This window comes from Achromobacter piechaudii NBRC 102461 (assembly GCF_001571245.1).
Lineage (GTDB): Bacteria > Pseudomonadota > Gammaproteobacteria > Burkholderiales > Burkholderiaceae_B > Achromobacter > Achromobacter piechaudii.
The window spans coordinates 532139-548375 of the sequence record NZ_BCTK01000006.1 but is presented as its reverse complement, the minus strand read 5'-3'; the positions used below and the strand labels follow the sequence as shown (position 1 = coordinate 548375).

The window sequence follows — 16237 nt, the reverse complement described above, 5'->3', positions numbered from 1 at the left end:
CCTTCAGGTGGCGGCTTGCACCGCGTACATGACGCCATGCTGGCGCAGGTTTTCCAGATGCGTGGACAGCGCGGTAACGAAGTCATCCGCGCGGCCCAGGTCGCCGAACACCGGCTTGAAACCCGCCAGCACCATCGCGCGGCGGTGCGCCGATTGGGCGGGCGCGCACGCGCGCGCGGCGACTTCGGCGCGCGACAGCAGCTTGGCCAGACGCGCGGCCAGCGGGTCCTCGATGGCGTAGCGTTTACCTTGTTCGTCCTCGCCGCGCAGATAGTGCAGCCACGCCGCCACGGCCAAAGACAGGCGCTGAATGTCGTCGCCCGTGCGCAGGCGCGCGCGGATGGTCTCCAGCAGTTGCTGCGGAATTTTCTGCGAGCCGTCCCTGGCTACTTGCGGCGTGGGGTGCGGCAGCGCTGGATTGGCGATGCGCGCCAGGAAGCGGCGACCGTATTCTTCCAGCCCGCCATCCGGAATGCCCCTTAAGGTCGGCGCGATTTCCAGCCGCATCATGGCTTCGACAAATGCGTGCAACGCAGGCGTCCGCACCGATACGCCGATGGTCTGGTGCCCCAGCAATGCGCCCAGATAGGCAAAGGTGGAATGCGGGCCGTTCACCATGCGCAGCTTCAAGCGCTCGTAGGGTGCGGCGCTGCGCACGAAGGTCGCGCCGCCCTGCGTTTCCCAGGCGGGGCGGCCGGCGGCGAACTTGTCTTCGATCACCCAATTCAGATAGGGCTCGCCCACGACGGGCCAGGCGTCCTGCACGCCCAGCCGCTGCGCAATGCGGTCGCGGTCATGGTCGTCGGTGCCGGGCACCATGCGGTCCACCATGGAATTGGGAAAGGTGCAGTGCGTGTCGATCCAGCCCGTCAGCGCCACGTCCACGCGCAGCGCGAAGGCCAGCACCAGGCTGCGCAGCAGGTCGCCGTTGCCGCGCAGGTTGTCGCAAGACATCAGGGTGACGGGCGGCAGCCCGCGCTCGCGCCGCAGCGCCAACCCGTAGACCAGGATGCCGATCGTGCTGCGCGGGCGGTGCGGATTTTCAAGATCGTGCAGGATGTCGGGATCATCCCAGCGCAGATGCCCCGTGGCCGGCTCATGGCTGTAGCCTTTTTCGGTCACGGTCAGGCTGACGATGCGAGTCTGCGGATACGCGATCCGCTCAAGTACGGCATTGGGATCTTCGCCCGCCACCATCACGCGCAGCACGGAACCGACCACGCGCAGTTGCTCGCGCGCCTGTCCGTCAGGACCGTCATCGCGCAGCGCCAGCGTGTACAGGCCATCTTGCGGCGTCAGCGCATCGCGCGTGGCGGGGCTGCGCAAGGACACGCCCAGAATGCCCCAGCTCAGGTCGCCGCTGGCCTCGATGGCAAGGTCCGTCATGACCGCCTGATGCGCGCGATGAAATGCGCCCAATCCCAGATGCACGATGCCGGGCGTAAGCCGGCTGCGATCATAGACAGGTTTTTCCACGTCTGCGGGCAGGCGCGGCAACGACTCCGTATTCAAACGTTCAAGCATGGTTGACCAGTGGCGGAAGGCGCCATGCACCTGTCGAATGACCGGCCAGTCGGCGCGCGGATGAGGATATCCGCAGACGCCGATTTCTTCGATACCAGCGCAGTGACCAAATGCAACATCGACGGCCGTCACATCACCGCGCCCAATTGCCACGGCACGAATTCATTCTGGCCATAGCCGTGTTCTTCGCTGCGGGTACGGCGTCCGGATGCCGTCTGGAGCATGAGCTGGAAGATGCGTTCGCCCATCTGCGCCACGCTTTGCGCGCCGTCCACCACTTCGCCGCAATTGATGTCGATGTCGTCGGACTGGCGTTGCCACAAGGCCGTGTTGGTGGACAGCTTCAACGAGGGCGCGGGCGCGCAGCCGTAGGCCGAACCGCGCCCGGTGGTAAAGCAGATCAGGTTGGCGCCGCCCGCGACCTGGCCGGTGGCCGAGACGGGGTCGTAGCCCGGCGTGTCCATGAAGACCAGGCCGCGCGTGCGCACGGGTTCCGCGTACTCGAACACGTCGGTCAGGTTGGTGGTGCCGCTCTTGGCGATGGCGCCCAGGGACTTTTCAAGAATGGTGGTCAGCCCGCCCGCCTTGTTGCCGGCCGAGGGGTTGTTGTCCATCTCGGCGTCATTGCGTTCGCAGTAGTCTTCCCACCAGCGCACGCGGGCCAGCAGCTTGTCGGCGACGGCCGGCGTTTGCGCGCGGCGCGTCAGCAGATGTTCTCCGCCGTAGATTTCAGGTGTTTCCGACAGGATGGCGGTGCCGCCGTGGCGCACCAGCAAGTCCACGGCCGCGCCCAGCGCGGGGTTGGCGCTGATGCCGGAATAACCATCGGAGCCTCCGCATTGCAGGCCCACCGTCAGATGGCTGGCCGGTACAGGCTGGCGACGCACCTGGTTGGCCTGCTCCAGCATCTGTTCCACCAGTTCGATGCCGCGCGCCACGGTCTTGCGCGTGCCGCCCGTGTCCTGGATGTTGAAGGTGTGCAACAGGCCGCTTTCGCGCAAGCCTTCCTGCTCCATCAAGCCGCCGATCTGATTGGTTTCACAGCCCAGCCCCACCACCATCAACCCGCCAAAATTCGCGTGGCGCGCGTAGCCGCCCAGCGTGCGGCGCAGCACCTTCAACGGTTCGCCCTCGCTGCCGGTGGCGCAGCCCGCGCCGTGGGTCAGCGCCACCACGCCGTCCACGTTCGGACAGGCAGCTAGCGCGTCGGGATGGATGTCGCGGCGGAAGTGGTCGGCGATGGCGCGCGCCACCGTGGCCGAACAGTTCACGCTGGTCAGGATGCCGATGTAGTTGCGCGTGGCGATGCGGCCATCGGCGCGCACGATGCCCTCGAAGGTGGCCGGCTGCGCCACGTAATCCGTAGGATGCGCGCCCTGCCCCACCGCGTAGTCGCGCTCGAAATCCGAGAACTCCAGGTTCTGCGTATGCACATGCTGGCCGGCCGCGATGGGCTGGCGCGCCACACCGATGATCTGGTTGTAGCGGCGCACCGGCTCGCCCGCCGCGATGGCGCGCACGGCCAGCTTGTGGCCGGGCGGCACCAGCCCCTGCACCGTCACCCCTTCGCTTTCGATCCGCGTGCCGCTGACGAGCTGGCGCCGGGCGATCACCACGTTGTCCGCCGGGTGGATGCGTATGACGGCCGTATCGTTCTGGGACATGAAGACTCCGGAAAGTAAGGGGTGCGGCAGGCGCGCGATCAGCCGTCGATCAAGGCCGGGTCCCAGGCATGGACACGCTGGCGCTGTTCTCCCAGGCCCGCAATGCCCAGCTTGATCTCGTCGCCCGCCTTCAGGTAGACGGGCGCGGGCTTCTGGCCCATGCCCACGCCGGGCGGCGTGCCGGTGCTGATGAGGTCGCCGGGATACAGCGTCATGAAGCGGCTGACATAGGCCACCAGCTGCGCCACGCCAAACACCATGGTGCGCGTGCTGCCGTTCTGATAGCGCTTGCCGTTGACCTCCAGCCACATTTCCAGGTCTTGGGGATTGGGGATCTCATCGGCGGTGGCCAGCCACGGACCGATGTGCCCGAAGGTGTCGCAACCCTTGCCCTTGTCCCAGGTGCCGCCGCGCTCGATCTGGTATTCGCGTTCGGACACGTCGTTGACGACGCAATAGCCGGCCACGTACTTCATCGCGTCGGCCTCGCTGACGTAGCGCGCCTTCTCGCCGATGACCACGCCCAGTTCGACTTCCCAATCGGTCTTGACCGAATCCTGCGGCAGCACGACGGGGTCATTGGGGCCGACGACGGCCGAGGTCGGCTTCATGAAGATGACGGGTTCGGCCGGCACGGGCAGGCCGGATTCGGCGGCGTGGTCGGCGTAGTTCAGGCCGATGCAGATGAACTTGCCCATGCCGCTCCAGGGCGGCGCCACGCGGCCGGGGTTGTCCACCAGCGGCAGCTTGGACACATCCAGCGCGCGCAGCTCGGCCAGGCGCGCGGCGCTGAGGGTCTGCGCGGTGATGTCGGGCAGCACCGAAGACAGGTCGCGCAGCTTGCCCTGCGAATCGATCAGGCCGGGCTTTTCAAAGCCCTTGGCGCCATGGCGCATCAGTTTCATAACGGTTCCTTGTTGCGTAAAGAGAAAAACGTCAGTTGGTCCAGCCGCCGTCGATCACCTGGGTCGTGCCCGTGGTGAACGCGGATTCATCGCTGGCAAGATACACCGCCAGCGCGGCAATTTCTTCGCTGCGGCCGATCCGGCCCATCGGCTGACGGGCGGTGAACGCGGCTTGCACCGCATCGATTGTCTGCCCGCTGGCTGCCGCCTGCGCTTCGATACGCTGGTGCAAGGACGGCGATTCCACCGTGCCTGGGCAGATGGCGTTGCAGCGTATGCCCTGCGCCACGAAGTCGGCGGCAACGGCCTTGGTCAAGCCGATGACGGCGGCCTTGGTCGCCCCGTAGGCGCAGCGGTTGGGCGCGCCCTTGATGCTGCCCGCCACCGAGGCCATGTTGACGATCGAGCCGCCGCCGCGCGCCAGCATGCCCGGCAGGCAGGCGCGGATCAGCCGGTACATGGAGCGCACGTTCAGATTGAAGGAAAAGTCCCACGCGTCTTCGTCGCAGTCCAGGATGGTGCCGGCATGCACGAAGCCCGCGCCGTTGAACAACACGTTCACCGGCCCCGCGTCCTGCGCCAGCGCGGCGATGGCGCGCCCGTCCGTCACGTCCAGCACTTGCGTGCGGCAGCCGGACAACGTCTGGAGCGCGGCCGCGTTGATGTCCACGGCCAGCACGTTCGCGCCTTCGCGCACGAACGCCTCGGCCACGGCGCGGCCGATGCCCTGGCCTGCGGCGGTCACGATGGCGGTCTTGCCTTGCAGTCTTTCTGACATGGATGCGCGCTCCTGTTATTTGCCGGCCATGCCCATGGCGGTGGGCAGCCACAGCGTGATCTGCGGAATGTAGGTGATGGCGGCCAGCGCCACGAACAGCGGCACGAGCCAGGGCAGGATGGCCATGGTGGTGCGTTCGACCGACAGACGCGCCACCCGCGCCAAGACGAACAGCACCATGCCCATCGGTGGATGCAGCAGGCCGATCATCAGGTTCAGCGTCATGATCAGGCCGAAGTGGATCGGGTCGATGCCCAACTTGAGCACGATGGGCAGCAGGATGGGCACCAGGATCGTGATGGCGGCGATGGTGTCGATGAAGCAGCCCACGATCAGGATCAGCACGTTGGCCATCAGCAGAAACACCCACTTGTTCTGCGTCACGCTCAGGATGGCGTCGGTCAGCGTCTGCGCGGCCTGCGTCGTGGTCAGCAGCCACGCGAAGACCGATGCGGCGGTCACGATGAACAGCACCGACGCCGTGGTCTCGATGGTGTCGAACGTGGCTTTGGCAAGCGTGCGCATCGTCATCGAGCGATAGCGCACCAGGCCCAGGAACAGCGCCCAGATCACCGCCGCCACGGCGGCTTCGGTGGGAGTGAACCAGCCCAGCGTCATGCCGCCGATCAGGATCACCGGCGCCATCAGCGCCATCACGGCCGAGAAATTGAAGCGCCAGTCCAGCACCAGCAGCGCCACGAATGCAATGCCGGTGGCCGCATTGGGCGACAGGCCGGCCAGCGTCATCAGCCAGATCGATGCGGGGAACGCCAGCACGATCAGCACTTCCAGGCCCGCGCCGCCCAGGCGCTTCCAGTTGAAGGCGACGTCGCCGCCCCAGTTGTTGCGCCGCGCGTAATAGGCGACGGTCAGCATCATCAATATCGTCAGCACCGCGCCCGGAATCAGGCCCGCCAGGAACAGCGACCCGATCGACACGTTGGCCATCATGCCGTAAATGACAAACGGCAAGGACGGCGGAATGATCGGGCCCAGCGTGGCGGAGGCCGCCGTCACGCCGACCGCGAATTCGGTTTCGTAGCCATGGTCTTTCATGGCCTTGATTTCGATGGTGCCCAGGCCGGCCGCGTCGGCAATCGCCGTGCCCGACATGCCCGCGAAAACCACCGAGCCGATGATGTTCACCTGCCCCAGCCCGCCACGCATCCAGCCCACCAGCGCGACGGCGAAGTTGTAGATGCGGCCGGTGATGCCGGCGATGTTCATCAGGTTGCCGGCCAGGATGAAGAACGGCACGGCCAGCAGCGGAAAGGATTCCACGCCCGCGATCATGCGCTGCGCGACCACCACGTCCGGCACGCTGCCGGAGATCAGCACGAACAGCAGCGATGCACCCGCCATGGACACCGCCACCGGCAGGCCCAGAATCATCAACAGCAAAAAGGTTCCGATCAATGTGCCCATGTCTTGCTCCTGGGAAGGCACTGCAACGCCGCAGGGGCCGCGCCCCGGCGCATGGGATCAATCCTGCGACTCGTAGGCCGCCGGGTTTTCCAGAATGGAATAGCCTTGCCGCCAGTTCTGCACCGACACCTGCACCGACCGCAGGAACATCATGGCGAAGCCCGCCAGCGCCAGCCAGTACACGTAGGACTTGTTCCAGAACAGCGTGGTCATGGGTTCGTCGCCCACCAGCACGATGTAGCGATACGTGAGCCAGACCGTGTAGCCGAAGAAGGCGGTGCGCAGGATGTCGATCACCGTGGAAAGCACGCGGCCCACCGGCTTGGGCAGGTAGCGGTACAGGAAGTCCACCTGGATATGGCGGCAGGCGCGCACGCACATCGCCGCGCCCAGGAACACCACGCCGATCAGGCAATACACCGCCAGCTCTTCGGTCCAGGCGAAGGAGTCGTTCAACACGTAGCGCGAGAAGAACTGCAAAAAGACCAGGAACGACATCACCCAGAATATGCCCAGGCAGATCCAGTCTTCAGGCTGATAGCCAGCCAGGCTGACCTCGTGATGATCGGCCTCTTCGAAGCTGTGGACGATCTCGTCGACGCTGGCCTGGTGCGGCCCGGAAGGTGACGTGGAGTGCCCTGGCGCCGCCGTCGGGCCATGGCTGACGGCCGCCATCGGCGCCGCTTTCGCATTCGAGTGCATGACGTTCCCCTGATCGGAATGGGTAAGAGTCGGCGGGCCGCAACGGGCCCGCCCGCGCGGCCTACTTCACCGCCTGGATCTTTTCCCAATCCGATTTCTGATAGCCGTATTGCTCGAACGGCACCTTCTCCAGCACGGTATTGCGGAAGTCGTCGATGTTGACTTCGGCCACGTTCAGACCGCGCTTCTTGAACACCTCGACCATCTTCTTTTCGCTGTCAGCGACTTCGGCCGATGCCTTCTCGGACGCCTGCTGGGCGACCTCGGCGAAGATCTTCTTGTCCTCGTCGGACAGGCTCTTCCACAGCTTGCCGGAGATCACCGTGTTCAGGTGGTCGACGATGTGGCCGGTCAGCACGATGTTCTTCTGCACTTCGTAGAACTTCTTCGCTTCGATGGTGGTCAGCGGATTTTCCTGCGCTTCCACCGTGCCGTTCTGCAAGGCCAGATAGACCTCGGCGAACGCAATCGGCGCGGTGTTGGCGCCACAGGCGCGCGGCATGGCCAGGTAGGCGGCCACATCGGGCACGCGGATCTTCATGCCCTTCATTTCAGAGCACTTGGTGAAGGCGCGGTTGGACGTGGTCTGGCGCGTGCCGTAGTACGTGGTGGCGACGATGTGGTTGCCGCTTTTCTCGTCGTAGCCGCGCGTCAGCTCTTTGTAGATGTCGCTCTTGGTGTAGGCGATCAGGTGTTCCGGGTTGCGGAAGGTGTAGGGGTAGTACGTGACGCCGATTCGCGGAAAACTCTTGGCGGCGAAGCTGGACCCGGAAATGATGATGTCCACCGTGCCCAGGGTCAGGCCCTGGTTGATGTCGTTTTCCTTGCCCAGCTGAGAGGCGGGATAGACGTCGATGTGATAGCGGCCTTTGGTGCGTTTCTCGATTTCCTGCGCCGCCCACACCGACGAGGTGTGGAAGGGTTCGGACGTCTCGTACACATGCGCCCATTTCAACTTGGTTTGCGCCAGCGCGCTGCCACTGACGGCTAGCGCGACGGCGGCAAACAGCACTTTGATAGCGTTGCCTCGATTCATGTTGTCTCCTCTCTTTGAGGTGGCGGGCGCGGCGTATGTTGTTGTGGGCCGGTCCGCTTTATGTTTCACATCGGAATATCACATACAGGTGCACCTTCGTACTGCGACTGCGGAACCCCGGTGGCGTCAGGACGCCGCCGGTTCTTTGCTATCGATGCGCATCGTGTCGGCCGCGCCGGGCCAACTGGCGGTCAGGCGGTCGAACGAGCAGGAAAGATGGTGATGCATGGCCGCGCGCGCGGCGGCTTCGTCGCCGGCCGCAATGGCGGTGATGACGCGACGGTGTTCGGTGATGGCGACGGCCCAGCTGTCAGGGTTTTCGAAGTAGTCGCCCAGCTTGACCGACAAGGGGTTGTGACGTTCGTCGAACAATTCGCCGACGACACGCACCAACACGGCGTTGTTGGCCATTTCGGCCACGCGCAGGTGAAACAGCCGGTCGCCCCGGATGGGCACGAAGCCGGCGCCGGCCTCGTCTTCCATGGCGCCCACCGCTTCGAGCAGCCCGTCGACCAGCGCGGGCGCCGGGTTGCGGGCCGCCTGGGCGGCGAGTTCGCCTTCGATGGTCCAGCGGGCGCGGATGGTTTCCAGCGGGCTTTCTGCGGTCAGGCTGGCGCGCGGCGCGCCCGACAGGCTTTGCACGTACACACCCGAGCCCATGCGCACTTCCACCCAGCCTTCGACTTCGAGCGCGATCAGCGCTTCACGCACGGAAGGGCGCGACACGCCCAGTTTCAGCGCCAGGTCACGTTCGGGGGGCAGCCGCGCGCCGACCGGAAATTCGCCAGCCTCGATCAGCAGACGCAGCTGGTCGGCGATCTGGCGGTACAGGCGGCGCGGCTCGATGGTCTGGATCGGCATGTTGGGTCAGGGATGAACCAAAAAGGTAAAGTGGCCTTACCAATTGACCAGAATCCTGCGCCTGCCCGCTATCGGTCACAATTGGGGTTTGCCCATAGTCTCGGGCCGCGCCACGCGGGCAACCCATATCTGTTAAAAAGCCGCCACACCCGGCCTTCCTACGCGCACATGACCCACGACCCGCAACACTCGCCCTTCAAAAGCTCTGGCGGCCTGCGCCGCATCCTGAATGCGCTGCGCTACTCATGGCAGGGCTTGCAGGCGGCCGTCAAATACGAAGCGGCGTTCCGTCAGGAACTGGCGCTGGCCGTGCTGATGATTCCGGCCGCCTTCTTCCTGGGCCGCACCACGGTCGAGGTGTTCTTTCTGGTCGGCACCGTGGTGATGGTGCTGGCGGCCGAGCTGCTCAATTCCGCCATCGAGGCGCTGGCCGATGCGCTGTCGGTCGAACGTCACCCGCTGCTGGGGCGCGCCAAGGACCTGGGCAGCGCGGCGGTCATGCTGCTGCTGATCTTTGCCGGCGCCGTCTGGATCGGCGTGGCGATCAGCCGTTTCGTCATGCATTGATACGGTCGGTGTCCCGAGGGGGACGCGGCCATCTTTATACTGGGAGCCATGATGCCTAACTCGACGTCAGCACGCTCTGAACGCATCGTCATCGTTGGCGGCGGTGCAGGCGGCCTTGAACTGGCCGCAAAGCTGGGCCGACTCCACGGCCGCCAGCACATCACGCTGGTCGACAGCCGACCGTTCCACATCTGGAAGCCGTCGCTGCACGAAGCCGCGGCCGGCACGCTGGATATCCACCAGGAAGGCTTGTCCTACCTGATGCTGGCTCACATGAACGGCTTTTCTTTCGCGCAGGGCAGCCTGCTCAGTGTCGACCGCGAACGCCGCCAGATCGTGGTGGACGCCGTCAACGACACGCAGGGCATGGAAGTGCTGCCCCGCCGCGAATTGGGCTACGACACGCTGGTGCTGGCTCTGGGCAGCACGTCCAACTTCTTCAACACCCCCGGCGCGGCTGACCACGCCGTCACGCTGGACACCACCGAAAACGCCGAGCAGTTCCGCCTGACCATGCTCAAGGCCATGGCGCTGGTGGATCAGGCCAAGGTGCGCAATCCCTCGGCCCGGCTCGATCTGGTGATCGTGGGCGGCGGGGCGACGGGCGTCGAACTGGCGGTCGAGCTGACCGAAGCCAGCCATGTGGTCAGCGCCTATGGCCTGCCGAACTTCCGCGCCGAACGCGACCTGGCCATCACGCTGGTGGAAGGCGCGCCGCGCATTCTGTCCGCCTTGCCGGAAAAGATCTCCGAAGCCGCCACCCACCGCCTGACCGAGTTGGGCATCGGCGTGGAAACGGCATGCCGCGTGTTGGAAGTGACCGGCAACAGCGTCAAGACGGCCGATGGCCGCGAGTTTCCCGCGCAGTTGTGCATGTGGGCCGCCGGCATCAAGGGCCCGGCCCTGCTGGCCGACCTGGGCTTGCCGCTGAACAAGCTGGGCCAGCTGGAAGTCAACGAACGGCTGGAGACGGCCGACCCGAACATCCTGGCGCTGGGCGATTGCTGCTCGGCGCCCTGGCGCGACGGCCGCAGCGTGCCGGCGCGCGCCCAGGCAGCGCACCAGCAAGCCGACTACCTGGCCAAGAAGCTGACCGCGCGCCTGCGTGGCACTGCCGAGCCCACCGCCCCGTACGTCTATCAGGACCACGGCTCGCTGGTGTCGCTGGGTCAGGATGCTGGCGTGGGCAGCCTGATGGGCAAGCTTGCCGGACGGGGACTCTTCGTAAGCGGTACACTGGCGCGCTTGATGTACATGAGCCTGCACCTGATGCATCACAAGGCGGTGTTGGGCATCTCGCGCACCGCTTCCCTTGCCCTGGCCCGCCTGCTGATGCGGCGCACGCGCCCCCGGGTCAAACTGCACTGAACACCCCCATGAATTTCCTGCAAAAACTCGAACACGCCTGGACCACCAGCAACTCGCTTCTGCAAGTGGGCCTGGACCCCGATCCCCAACGCTTTCCGCGCGAATTGCAGGACAAGCCGGACGCCATCTTCCAGTTCTGCCGCGACATCGTCGACGCCACCGCGCCGTACGCATGCAGCTTCAAGCCGCAGATCGCGTACTTCGCCGCGCACCGCGCCGAAGACCAGTTGGAAGCGCTGTGCCAGCACATCCGCGACAAGCATCCCGACCTGCCCATCGTGCTGGACGCCAAGCGCGGCGACATCGGCTCCACCGCCGAAAACTATGCGCGCGAAGCCTACGAGCGTTATCAGGCGCACGCGCTGACGGTCAGCCCGTACATGGGGCTGGATTCGGTCGAGCCCTATCTGGCCTGGCGCGACCGGGGCGTGATCGTGCTGTGCCGCACCTCCAACCCGGGCGGCTCCGACCTGCAATTCTTGAAGATGGATAACGGCGAACCGCTGTACCTGCACGTTGCAGGTCTGGTGGCCGACAAGTGGAACGCCAACGGCCAATGCGGCCTGGTGGTGGGCGCCACGTTCCCGAACGAGTTGGCGGCGGTGCGCCAGCGCATCGGCGACGCGCTGCCCCTGCTGGTGCCGGGCATCGGCGCGCAAGGCGGCGACATCACCGCCACCGTAAACGCCGGCGCCAATGCCGCGCGCAGCGGCATGATGATCAACTCGTCGCGCGCCATCATCTACGCCAGCGGCGGCGACGATTGGCGCGAAGCCGCCGGCCAGGCCGCCAAGGGCCTGCGCGACGCGATCAACGCGGTGCGCTGAACTTCCGGCCCATCCCTCGACGTTTTTTGATCTGCACGGCGCGTTGATTCCAGAATCAACGCGCCGTATTTACTTCAGCCGGGCGTACCCACGAATTCCAGCAGGCCGCGCAATGCAAATTCCACGGCGGCCAGGCGCACTTGCGTACGGTCGCCCGGGAACACGTGCGTGGCCGCGCGGCTGGTGATGCCATCGCCCACGCGCATCGCAAATCCGAAGCACACCATGCCTACCGGCTTGCCCGGCGTCGCGCCGCCCGGGCCGGCGATGCCGGTGGTGGATACGGCCACGTGCGCGGCGGGGGAAGCCAGCAAGACGCCGTTGGCCATTTCCAGCGCCACGGGTTCGCTGACCGCGCCGAAGTGATGCAGCGCGTCGGGCGACACATCCAGCTCGGTCACTTTGGCGTCATTGCTGTAGGTGACGAACCCGCGTTCGAACCAGTCGCTGGAACCGGCCACCGACGTCATGGCCCCCGCGACCAGCCCGCCCGTGCACGATTCCGCCGTGCCCATCATCCAGCCATGGCGCCGCATCGCGTCGCCCAGCCGTTCGGCCAAGCCAACCAGCGTGGCTTCCGACAGCTGCGCCGCCGACAGATTCGAACGGGTACTTCCTTGCAGATCACTCATCCCAAGACTCCTGTGCGTGCAACCAGAACCATGACCAGCAGCGCATAGCCGGCCGCGAGAATATCGTCCCACATGACGCCAAAGCCGCCCTTGATATGGGCGTCGAAGAACTTGATGGGCGGCGGCTTGACGATGTCGAACGTGCGGAACAGCGCGAACGCCAGCAGTTGCGACAACCAGCCCGCCGGCGTCAGCCACAGCACCAGCCAAAACGCCACCATCTCGTCCCAGACCATTCCGACATGATCGGCCTGTCCAAGTTCTTGGCCCACGCGATGGCAGGCCCAGCAACCATACAGAAAGGCCAGCGCCAGGAACACGCCGATCGCCAGGTCCGAGGCGGCAGGCGCTGCTGCCACCCAGATGCCCCAAGCAAGTAGCGTGCCCCAGGTGCCCGATGCCGGCCGGATCAAGCCGCTGCCCAGGCCGAAGGCGATCAGGCGGCCGGGGTCGCGGCACACCCAGGAAAGCGACGGGTACACGGCCCGCGAGCGTTCGCGCATGGAGGGGGACTTGTCGGAAGAAGGCATGGTTCCTGGGCCGTTGAAGGAGTGGGAATGCGGGCGCGCCCGTTCAGGCGGCGGGGAAATGATCGAAGCCGGCAGGCAGGTCCGCCAGCGGCTGGCCCTGGTCGTCCAGCACGCGCAGACCGGGATCCGCCTGCGTCTGGCCGACTCGGGTGACTTGCGCGCCAGCGGCGCTGGCGGCCGCCAGCACTGCCTGGCGCTGCGCGGCCGGGGCGGTAAAGCAAAGCTGGTAGACATCGCCCCCGCCCAGCACGGCGCGGCGGCGCGGCGCGTCGTCCAGGGCCGCGACGGCGGCGGCCACGGGCAGACGCGCGTATTCCAAGGTAGCGCCCAGGCGGCTCGCGGCGAGTATGTGGCCCAGGTCCTGCAACAGGCCGTCGGACAGGTCGATGGCGGCGTTCGCGACGCCGCGCAACGCCAGGCCCAGCGCGACCTGTGGCTCGGGCCATTCCAGCGCATTGCGGGTGGCGGCCAGCAGCGCGGGGTTGGCGGGATACTGCCCGTCCAGCAGCCGGTAGGCGACATCGGCCGCGCCCAGTTCGCCGGACACCCAGATGTCGTCGCCGGCCTTGGCGCCGGCGCGCCGCAACGCCTGCCCGGGCGGCACCGCGCCGAACACCGTGACGCTGATCGCCAGGTCATGCGCGCTGCGCGTGGTGTCGCCACCGATGAGCGGGCAGCCGTGGGCGTCGGCCAGCGCATGGAACCCGGCCGCGAACGCGGCCAGCCAGGGCTCGTCCAGGCGCGGCAGGGCCAGGCCCAGCACGCAGCCGATGGGCCGCGCGCCCATGGCGGCCAGGTCAGACAGGTTCACGGCCAGCGCCTTGTGGCCCAGCGCGCGCGGGTCTACATCGGGGAAGAAATGCCGGCCTTCCAGCAGCAGGTCGGTGCTGGTGGCGACCTGCTCGCCGACAGGCACGGGAAACAGCGCGCAATCGTCACCCACGCCCAGCAGGCCGGCAGGCGCGGGACGGGTGAAATAGCGCGCGATCAGATCAAATTCGGACGCCACGGCAACTCCGGGTATCCAGCCGGTGGCCGGCCGGGGAAAAAACGAGGAAGGGGTCAGGCGCCAACCACGCCTGGCGCATCGCAGGATACGCGCAGGGCGGCAGGCACCTGACCCCTTCAGAGGCCATCAGCCAGGTTCAGCGTCGTTGCTGCGCCGCGGCCTGGACCTCGTTGGCACGCACGTCGGCGGCCAGCTTGTCGAGTACGCCGTTGACGAACTTGAAGCCGTCGGTGCCGCCAAAGGACTTGGCCAGTTCAACGGCTTCGTTGATGGCGACCTTGTACGGCACTTCGACGTGATGAATCAGTTCGAAGCTGCCGATCAGCAGGATGCCATGCTCAACGGGCGACAACTCGGCCAGCGGGCGGTCGACATAGGGCGTGAAACGCTCGCGCAGCGTGGGCGCTTCGCGCAGGACACCATGCAGCAAGGTCTTGAACCACTGTGCGTCGGCCTCGGAAAAATCCTCGGTGTCGCGCAGATGGGCGTCGATCTCGCCGGCGTCCTGCGTGCCTTCGCCGCCGCGCAGCAGCCACGCATAAACGCCTTGCAGCGCGAATTCGCGTGCACGGCGGCGTGCGCTGCGCGCGTTGGCGCGGGCTTGCGCCGCGCTATCAGCGCTGGTCGTCGTCTTCTTCGTCGTCAAAATCTTCGTCCTCGTCGTCTTCGTCTTCTTCCTCGGGTTCCAGCGCCGCCACCAGGTTGGCCATTTCAACGGCCACCTGGGCGCAGTCGCGACCCTTGCCGGCGGCGCGGGCTTGCGCCTGCTCGTCGGTGTCGACGGTCAATACGCCGTTTGCGACGGGGATGCCGGTTTCCAGGGAGATGCGGGTGATTGCCGTGGCCGTTTCATTGCTGACCACTTCAAAGTGATAGGTTTCGCCACGGATGACCGCGCCCAAGGCGATCAGTGCGTCGAATTCAAACGTTTCGGCCATGTGGGACAGGGCCACGCCCAGTTCCAGGGCGCCCGGGACGGTGGTGACCATCACGTCGCGTTCGTCCACGCCCAGTTCGGCCAATTCCTTCAGGCACGCTTCGAGTTCGGCCTGGCCGATTTCTTCGTTGAAGCGGGCGCGTACGATGCCGATGTGCAGCCCTTCGCCGTTCAGGTCGGGGGTAAGGATGTAAGGGTTCATGTGTCGGCCTTCAGTGTGTTGCGGGAGTATTCTGCGGGTCGCAATCGTAACCCGTAATGGTGAGTGAAAAGCCCGCCATGCTGGGCATCTTGCGCGGGCGGGCCAGCAGCCTCATCTGGCCCACTTTCAGGTCGCGCAGGATCTGGGCGCCGATGCCGTGAGTGCGCAATCCGAAGCGGTCGGTGCTGGCGGCGGCGTCGGCCTGGGCCTTCGGGTCGCTCCAGCCGGCGATCTGGCCGAACAGATGTTCCGTGGACGACTGGCAATTCATCAGCACCAGCACGCCGGCCGGCGCGGCGGCAATGGCTTGCAGCGCCTGCGCCACGCCCCAGCTGTGCGGGCTGGCGCCCGTGTCCAGCACATCCAGCACCGATGCTGGCTCGTGCACACGAACCAGCGTTTCGACATCGGGAGAGACGTTACCATGCACCAGCGCCAAATGGGCGGAGCCGGTCGCGGCATCTTCGTAGGCCACGGCTTCGAACGTGCCCCAGGCCGTCTGCATCGAGCGCTTGCCCACGCGCTTGACGATGGATTCGTGTTCGCTGCGGTATTGGATCAGGTCGGCGATGGTGCCGATCTTCAGATTGTGCTGACGGGCGAATTCCACCAGGTCCGGCAGGCGCGCCATGGTGCCATCGGGCTTGAGGATTTCGCAGATGACCGCGGCGGGCGTCAGGCCGGCCATGGCGGTCAGGTCGCAACCGGCTTCGGTGTGGCCGGCGCGAACCAGCACGCCACCAGGCACAGCACGCACCGGGAAGATGTGGCCGGGCTGGACCAGGTCGGTCGGCTTGGCGTCGCGCGCCACCGCCACCTGGATGGTGCGGGCGCGGTCGGCGGCCGAAATGCCGGTCTCGACGCCCACGGCGGCTTCGATCGATTGCGTGAAGTTGGTGCCGTAACGCGTGCCGTTGCGGGCCGCCATCATGGGCAGCTCCAGCTGGCGGCAACGTTCTTCGGTCAGCGTCAGGCAGACCAGGCCGCGACCATGCGTGACCATGAAGTTGATGGCTTCGGGCGTGACGAATTCGGCGGCCATGACGAGGTCGCCCTCGTTTTCACGGTCTTCTTCGTCAACCAGGATGACGATACGGCCGGCACGCAGCTCGGCGATGATTTCGGCAACGGAAGCAATACCGAAGGATTCCGGCTCGGAGCCGGGCAAAGAGGACAACTGGACGGACATGGCGGGCACGCAAACCAGGCGGGAAAGCCCGGATTTTACCGCCCCTCGGCCCAGATCCCCTATCGGCCTGTCATAAGGCCG

General features: G+C 66.1%; 17 protein-coding genes. 3 read left to right on the top strand and 14 right to left on the bottom strand.

Features of this window, described 5'->3' with window-relative positions:
- Positions 1–3: 3 nt before the first annotated feature.
- The 8 genes from API01S_RS14595 to API01S_RS14560 all read right to left on the bottom strand — a co-directional run bounded on the left by API01S_RS14595 (position 4) and on the right by API01S_RS14560 (position 8895).
- A complete protein-coding gene (locus API01S_RS14595; RefSeq protein WP_050729689.1) occupies positions 4–1524 on the bottom strand; it encodes a mannitol dehydrogenase family protein in 1521 nt (506 codons plus the stop codon).
- 128 nt (positions 1525–1652) lie between these two features.
- On the bottom strand, positions 1653–3188 hold the full coding sequence (locus tag API01S_RS14590; RefSeq protein WP_050729503.1) for a UxaA family hydrolase: 1536 nt from the start codon (positions 3186–3188) through the stop codon (positions 1653–1655).
- Positions 3189–3226: 38 nt separating this feature from the next.
- Positions 3227–4093: a fumarylacetoacetate hydrolase family protein gene (locus API01S_RS14585; protein WP_061304970.1), complete on the bottom strand. Its 867-nt coding sequence runs from the start codon at positions 4091–4093 to the stop codon at positions 3227–3229.
- Between the two features lie 31 nt (positions 4094–4124).
- Positions 4125–4871, bottom strand: coding sequence for an SDR family oxidoreductase (locus tag API01S_RS14580; RefSeq protein ID WP_006221634.1), 747 nt, complete (start codon positions 4869–4871; stop codon positions 4125–4127).
- Positions 4872–4886: 15 nt separating this feature from the next.
- Positions 4887–6296 (bottom strand): TRAP transporter large permease, encoded by a 1410-nt coding sequence (locus API01S_RS14575; protein ID WP_050729505.1) that lies wholly within the window; start codon positions 6294–6296, stop codon positions 4887–4889.
- Positions 6297–6353: 57 nt separating this feature from the next.
- The gene (locus API01S_RS14570) at positions 6354–6998 is read right to left on the bottom strand and encodes a TRAP transporter small permease (protein WP_156329904.1); all 645 of its coding nucleotides are present in this window, start codon (positions 6996–6998) and stop codon (positions 6354–6356) included.
- 61 nt (positions 6999–7059) lie between these two features.
- Positions 7060–8034 carry a sialic acid TRAP transporter substrate-binding protein SiaP gene (locus API01S_RS14565; RefSeq protein ID WP_050729507.1) on the bottom strand — a complete coding sequence of 325 codons (975 nt, stop codon included), beginning with the start codon at positions 8032–8034 and terminating at the stop codon, positions 7060–7062.
- A 126-nt stretch (positions 8035–8160) separates the two neighbouring features.
- Entirely contained in the window at positions 8161–8895 is a 735-nt protein-coding gene (locus tag API01S_RS14560) for a FadR/GntR family transcriptional regulator (RefSeq protein ID WP_050729508.1), read from the bottom strand.
- 168 nt (positions 8896–9063) lie between these two features.
- Here API01S_RS14560 and API01S_RS14555 point away from each other — a divergent pair, with 168 nt between their 5' ends.
- The 3 genes from API01S_RS14555 to pyrF are packed head-to-tail and all read left to right on the top strand — an operon-like array spanning position 9064 to position 11657.
- A complete protein-coding gene (locus API01S_RS14555; RefSeq protein ID WP_006221640.1) occupies positions 9064–9462 on the top strand; it encodes a diacylglycerol kinase in 399 nt (132 codons plus the stop codon).
- Between the two features lie 48 nt (positions 9463–9510).
- The gene (locus API01S_RS14550) at positions 9511–10830 is read left to right on the top strand and encodes an NAD(P)/FAD-dependent oxidoreductase (protein WP_006221641.1); all 1320 of its coding nucleotides are present in this window, start codon (positions 9511–9513) and stop codon (positions 10828–10830) included.
- An 8-nt stretch (positions 10831–10838) separates the two neighbouring features.
- Complete coding sequence (gene pyrF, locus API01S_RS14545; protein WP_006221642.1) at positions 10839–11657, top strand: orotidine-5'-phosphate decarboxylase; 819 nt, start codon at positions 10839–10841, stop codon at positions 11655–11657.
- 74 nt (positions 11658–11731) lie between these two features.
- Here pyrF and API01S_RS14540 read toward each other — a convergent pair whose 3' ends face one another.
- The 6 genes from API01S_RS14540 to ribBA form a co-directional block, all read right to left on the bottom strand.
- Complete coding sequence (locus tag API01S_RS14540; protein WP_006221643.1) at positions 11732–12289, bottom strand: CinA family protein; 558 nt, start codon at positions 12287–12289, stop codon at positions 11732–11734.
- The gene (locus API01S_RS14535; RefSeq protein WP_006221644.1) at positions 12286–12792 is read right to left on the bottom strand and encodes a phosphatidylglycerophosphatase A family protein; all 507 of its coding nucleotides are present in this window, start codon (positions 12790–12792) and stop codon (positions 12286–12288) included. The genes API01S_RS14540 and API01S_RS14535 overlap by 4 nt, the downstream gene beginning before the upstream one ends.
- A 70-nt stretch (positions 12793–12862) precedes the next feature.
- Positions 12863–13828, bottom strand: a complete 966-nt coding sequence (thiL, locus tag API01S_RS14530; protein ID WP_050729509.1) for a thiamine-phosphate kinase — start codon at positions 13826–13828, stop codon at positions 12863–12865.
- A 136-nt stretch (positions 13829–13964) separates the two neighbouring features.
- A complete protein-coding gene (gene nusB, locus API01S_RS14525; RefSeq protein ID WP_006221646.1) occupies positions 13965–14474 on the bottom strand; it encodes a transcription antitermination factor NusB in 510 nt (169 codons plus the stop codon).
- Positions 14443–14967, bottom strand: coding sequence for a 6,7-dimethyl-8-ribityllumazine synthase (gene ribH / locus API01S_RS14520; protein ID WP_006221647.1), 525 nt, complete (start codon positions 14965–14967; stop codon positions 14443–14445). Before ribH ends, nusB begins: the two co-directional genes overlap by 32 nt.
- 10 nt (positions 14968–14977) lie before the next feature.
- Positions 14978–16156, bottom strand: a complete 1179-nt coding sequence (gene ribBA / locus API01S_RS14515; protein WP_061304969.1) for a bifunctional 3,4-dihydroxy-2-butanone-4-phosphate synthase/GTP cyclohydrolase II — start codon at positions 16154–16156, stop codon at positions 14978–14980.
- Between the last annotated feature and the right edge of the window lie 81 nt (positions 16157–16237).

What these genes read in the sequence shown, in the direction of transcription:
- API01S_RS14590 (WP_050729503.1), bottom strand. Translation starts at nt 3,188, where the DNA reads ATGTCCCAGAACGATACGGCCGTCATACGCATCCACCCGGCGGACAAC.
- API01S_RS14560 (WP_050729508.1), bottom strand. Translation starts at nt 8,895, where the DNA reads ATGCCGATCCAGACCATCGAGCCGCGCCGCCTGTACCGCCAGATCGCC.
- API01S_RS14555 (WP_006221640.1), top strand. Translation starts at nt 9,064, where the DNA reads ATGACCCACGACCCGCAACACTCGCCCTTCAAAAGCTCTGGCGGCCTG.
- API01S_RS14540 (WP_006221643.1), bottom strand. Translation starts at nt 12,289, where the DNA reads ATGAGTGATCTGCAAGGAAGTACCCGTTCGAATCTGTCGGCGGCGCAG.
- API01S_RS14570 (WP_156329904.1), bottom strand. Translation starts at nt 6,998, where the DNA reads ATGCACTCGAATGCGAAAGCGGCGCCGATGGCGGCCGTCAGCCATGGC.
- API01S_RS14550 (WP_006221641.1), top strand. Translation starts at nt 9,511, where the DNA reads ATGATGCCTAACTCGACGTCAGCACGCTCTGAACGCATCGTCATCGTT.
- API01S_RS14585 (WP_061304970.1), bottom strand. Translation starts at nt 4,093, where the DNA reads ATGAAACTGATGCGCCATGGCGCCAAGGGCTTTGAAAAGCCCGGCCTG.
- pyrF (WP_006221642.1), top strand. Translation starts at nt 10,839, where the DNA reads ATGAATTTCCTGCAAAAACTCGAACACGCCTGGACCACCAGCAACTCG.
- API01S_RS14575 (WP_050729505.1), bottom strand. Translation starts at nt 6,296, where the DNA reads ATGGGCACATTGATCGGAACCTTTTTGCTGTTGATGATTCTGGGCCTG.
- API01S_RS14535 (WP_006221644.1), bottom strand. Translation starts at nt 12,792, where the DNA reads ATGCGCGAACGCTCGCGGGCCGTGTACCCGTCGCTTTCCTGGGTGTGC.
- ribH (WP_006221647.1), bottom strand. Translation starts at nt 14,967, where the DNA reads ATGAACCCTTACATCCTTACCCCCGACCTGAACGGCGAAGGGCTGCAC.
- ribBA (WP_061304969.1), bottom strand. Translation starts at nt 16,156, where the DNA reads ATGTCCGTCCAGTTGTCCTCTTTGCCCGGCTCCGAGCCGGAATCCTTC.
- API01S_RS14565 (WP_050729507.1), bottom strand. Translation starts at nt 8,034, where the DNA reads ATGAATCGAGGCAACGCTATCAAAGTGCTGTTTGCCGCCGTCGCGCTA.
- API01S_RS14580 (WP_006221634.1), bottom strand. Translation starts at nt 4,871, where the DNA reads ATGTCAGAAAGACTGCAAGGCAAGACCGCCATCGTGACCGCCGCAGGC.
- API01S_RS14595 (WP_050729689.1), bottom strand. Translation starts at nt 1,524, where the DNA reads ATGCTTGAACGTTTGAATACGGAGTCGTTGCCGCGCCTGCCCGCAGAC.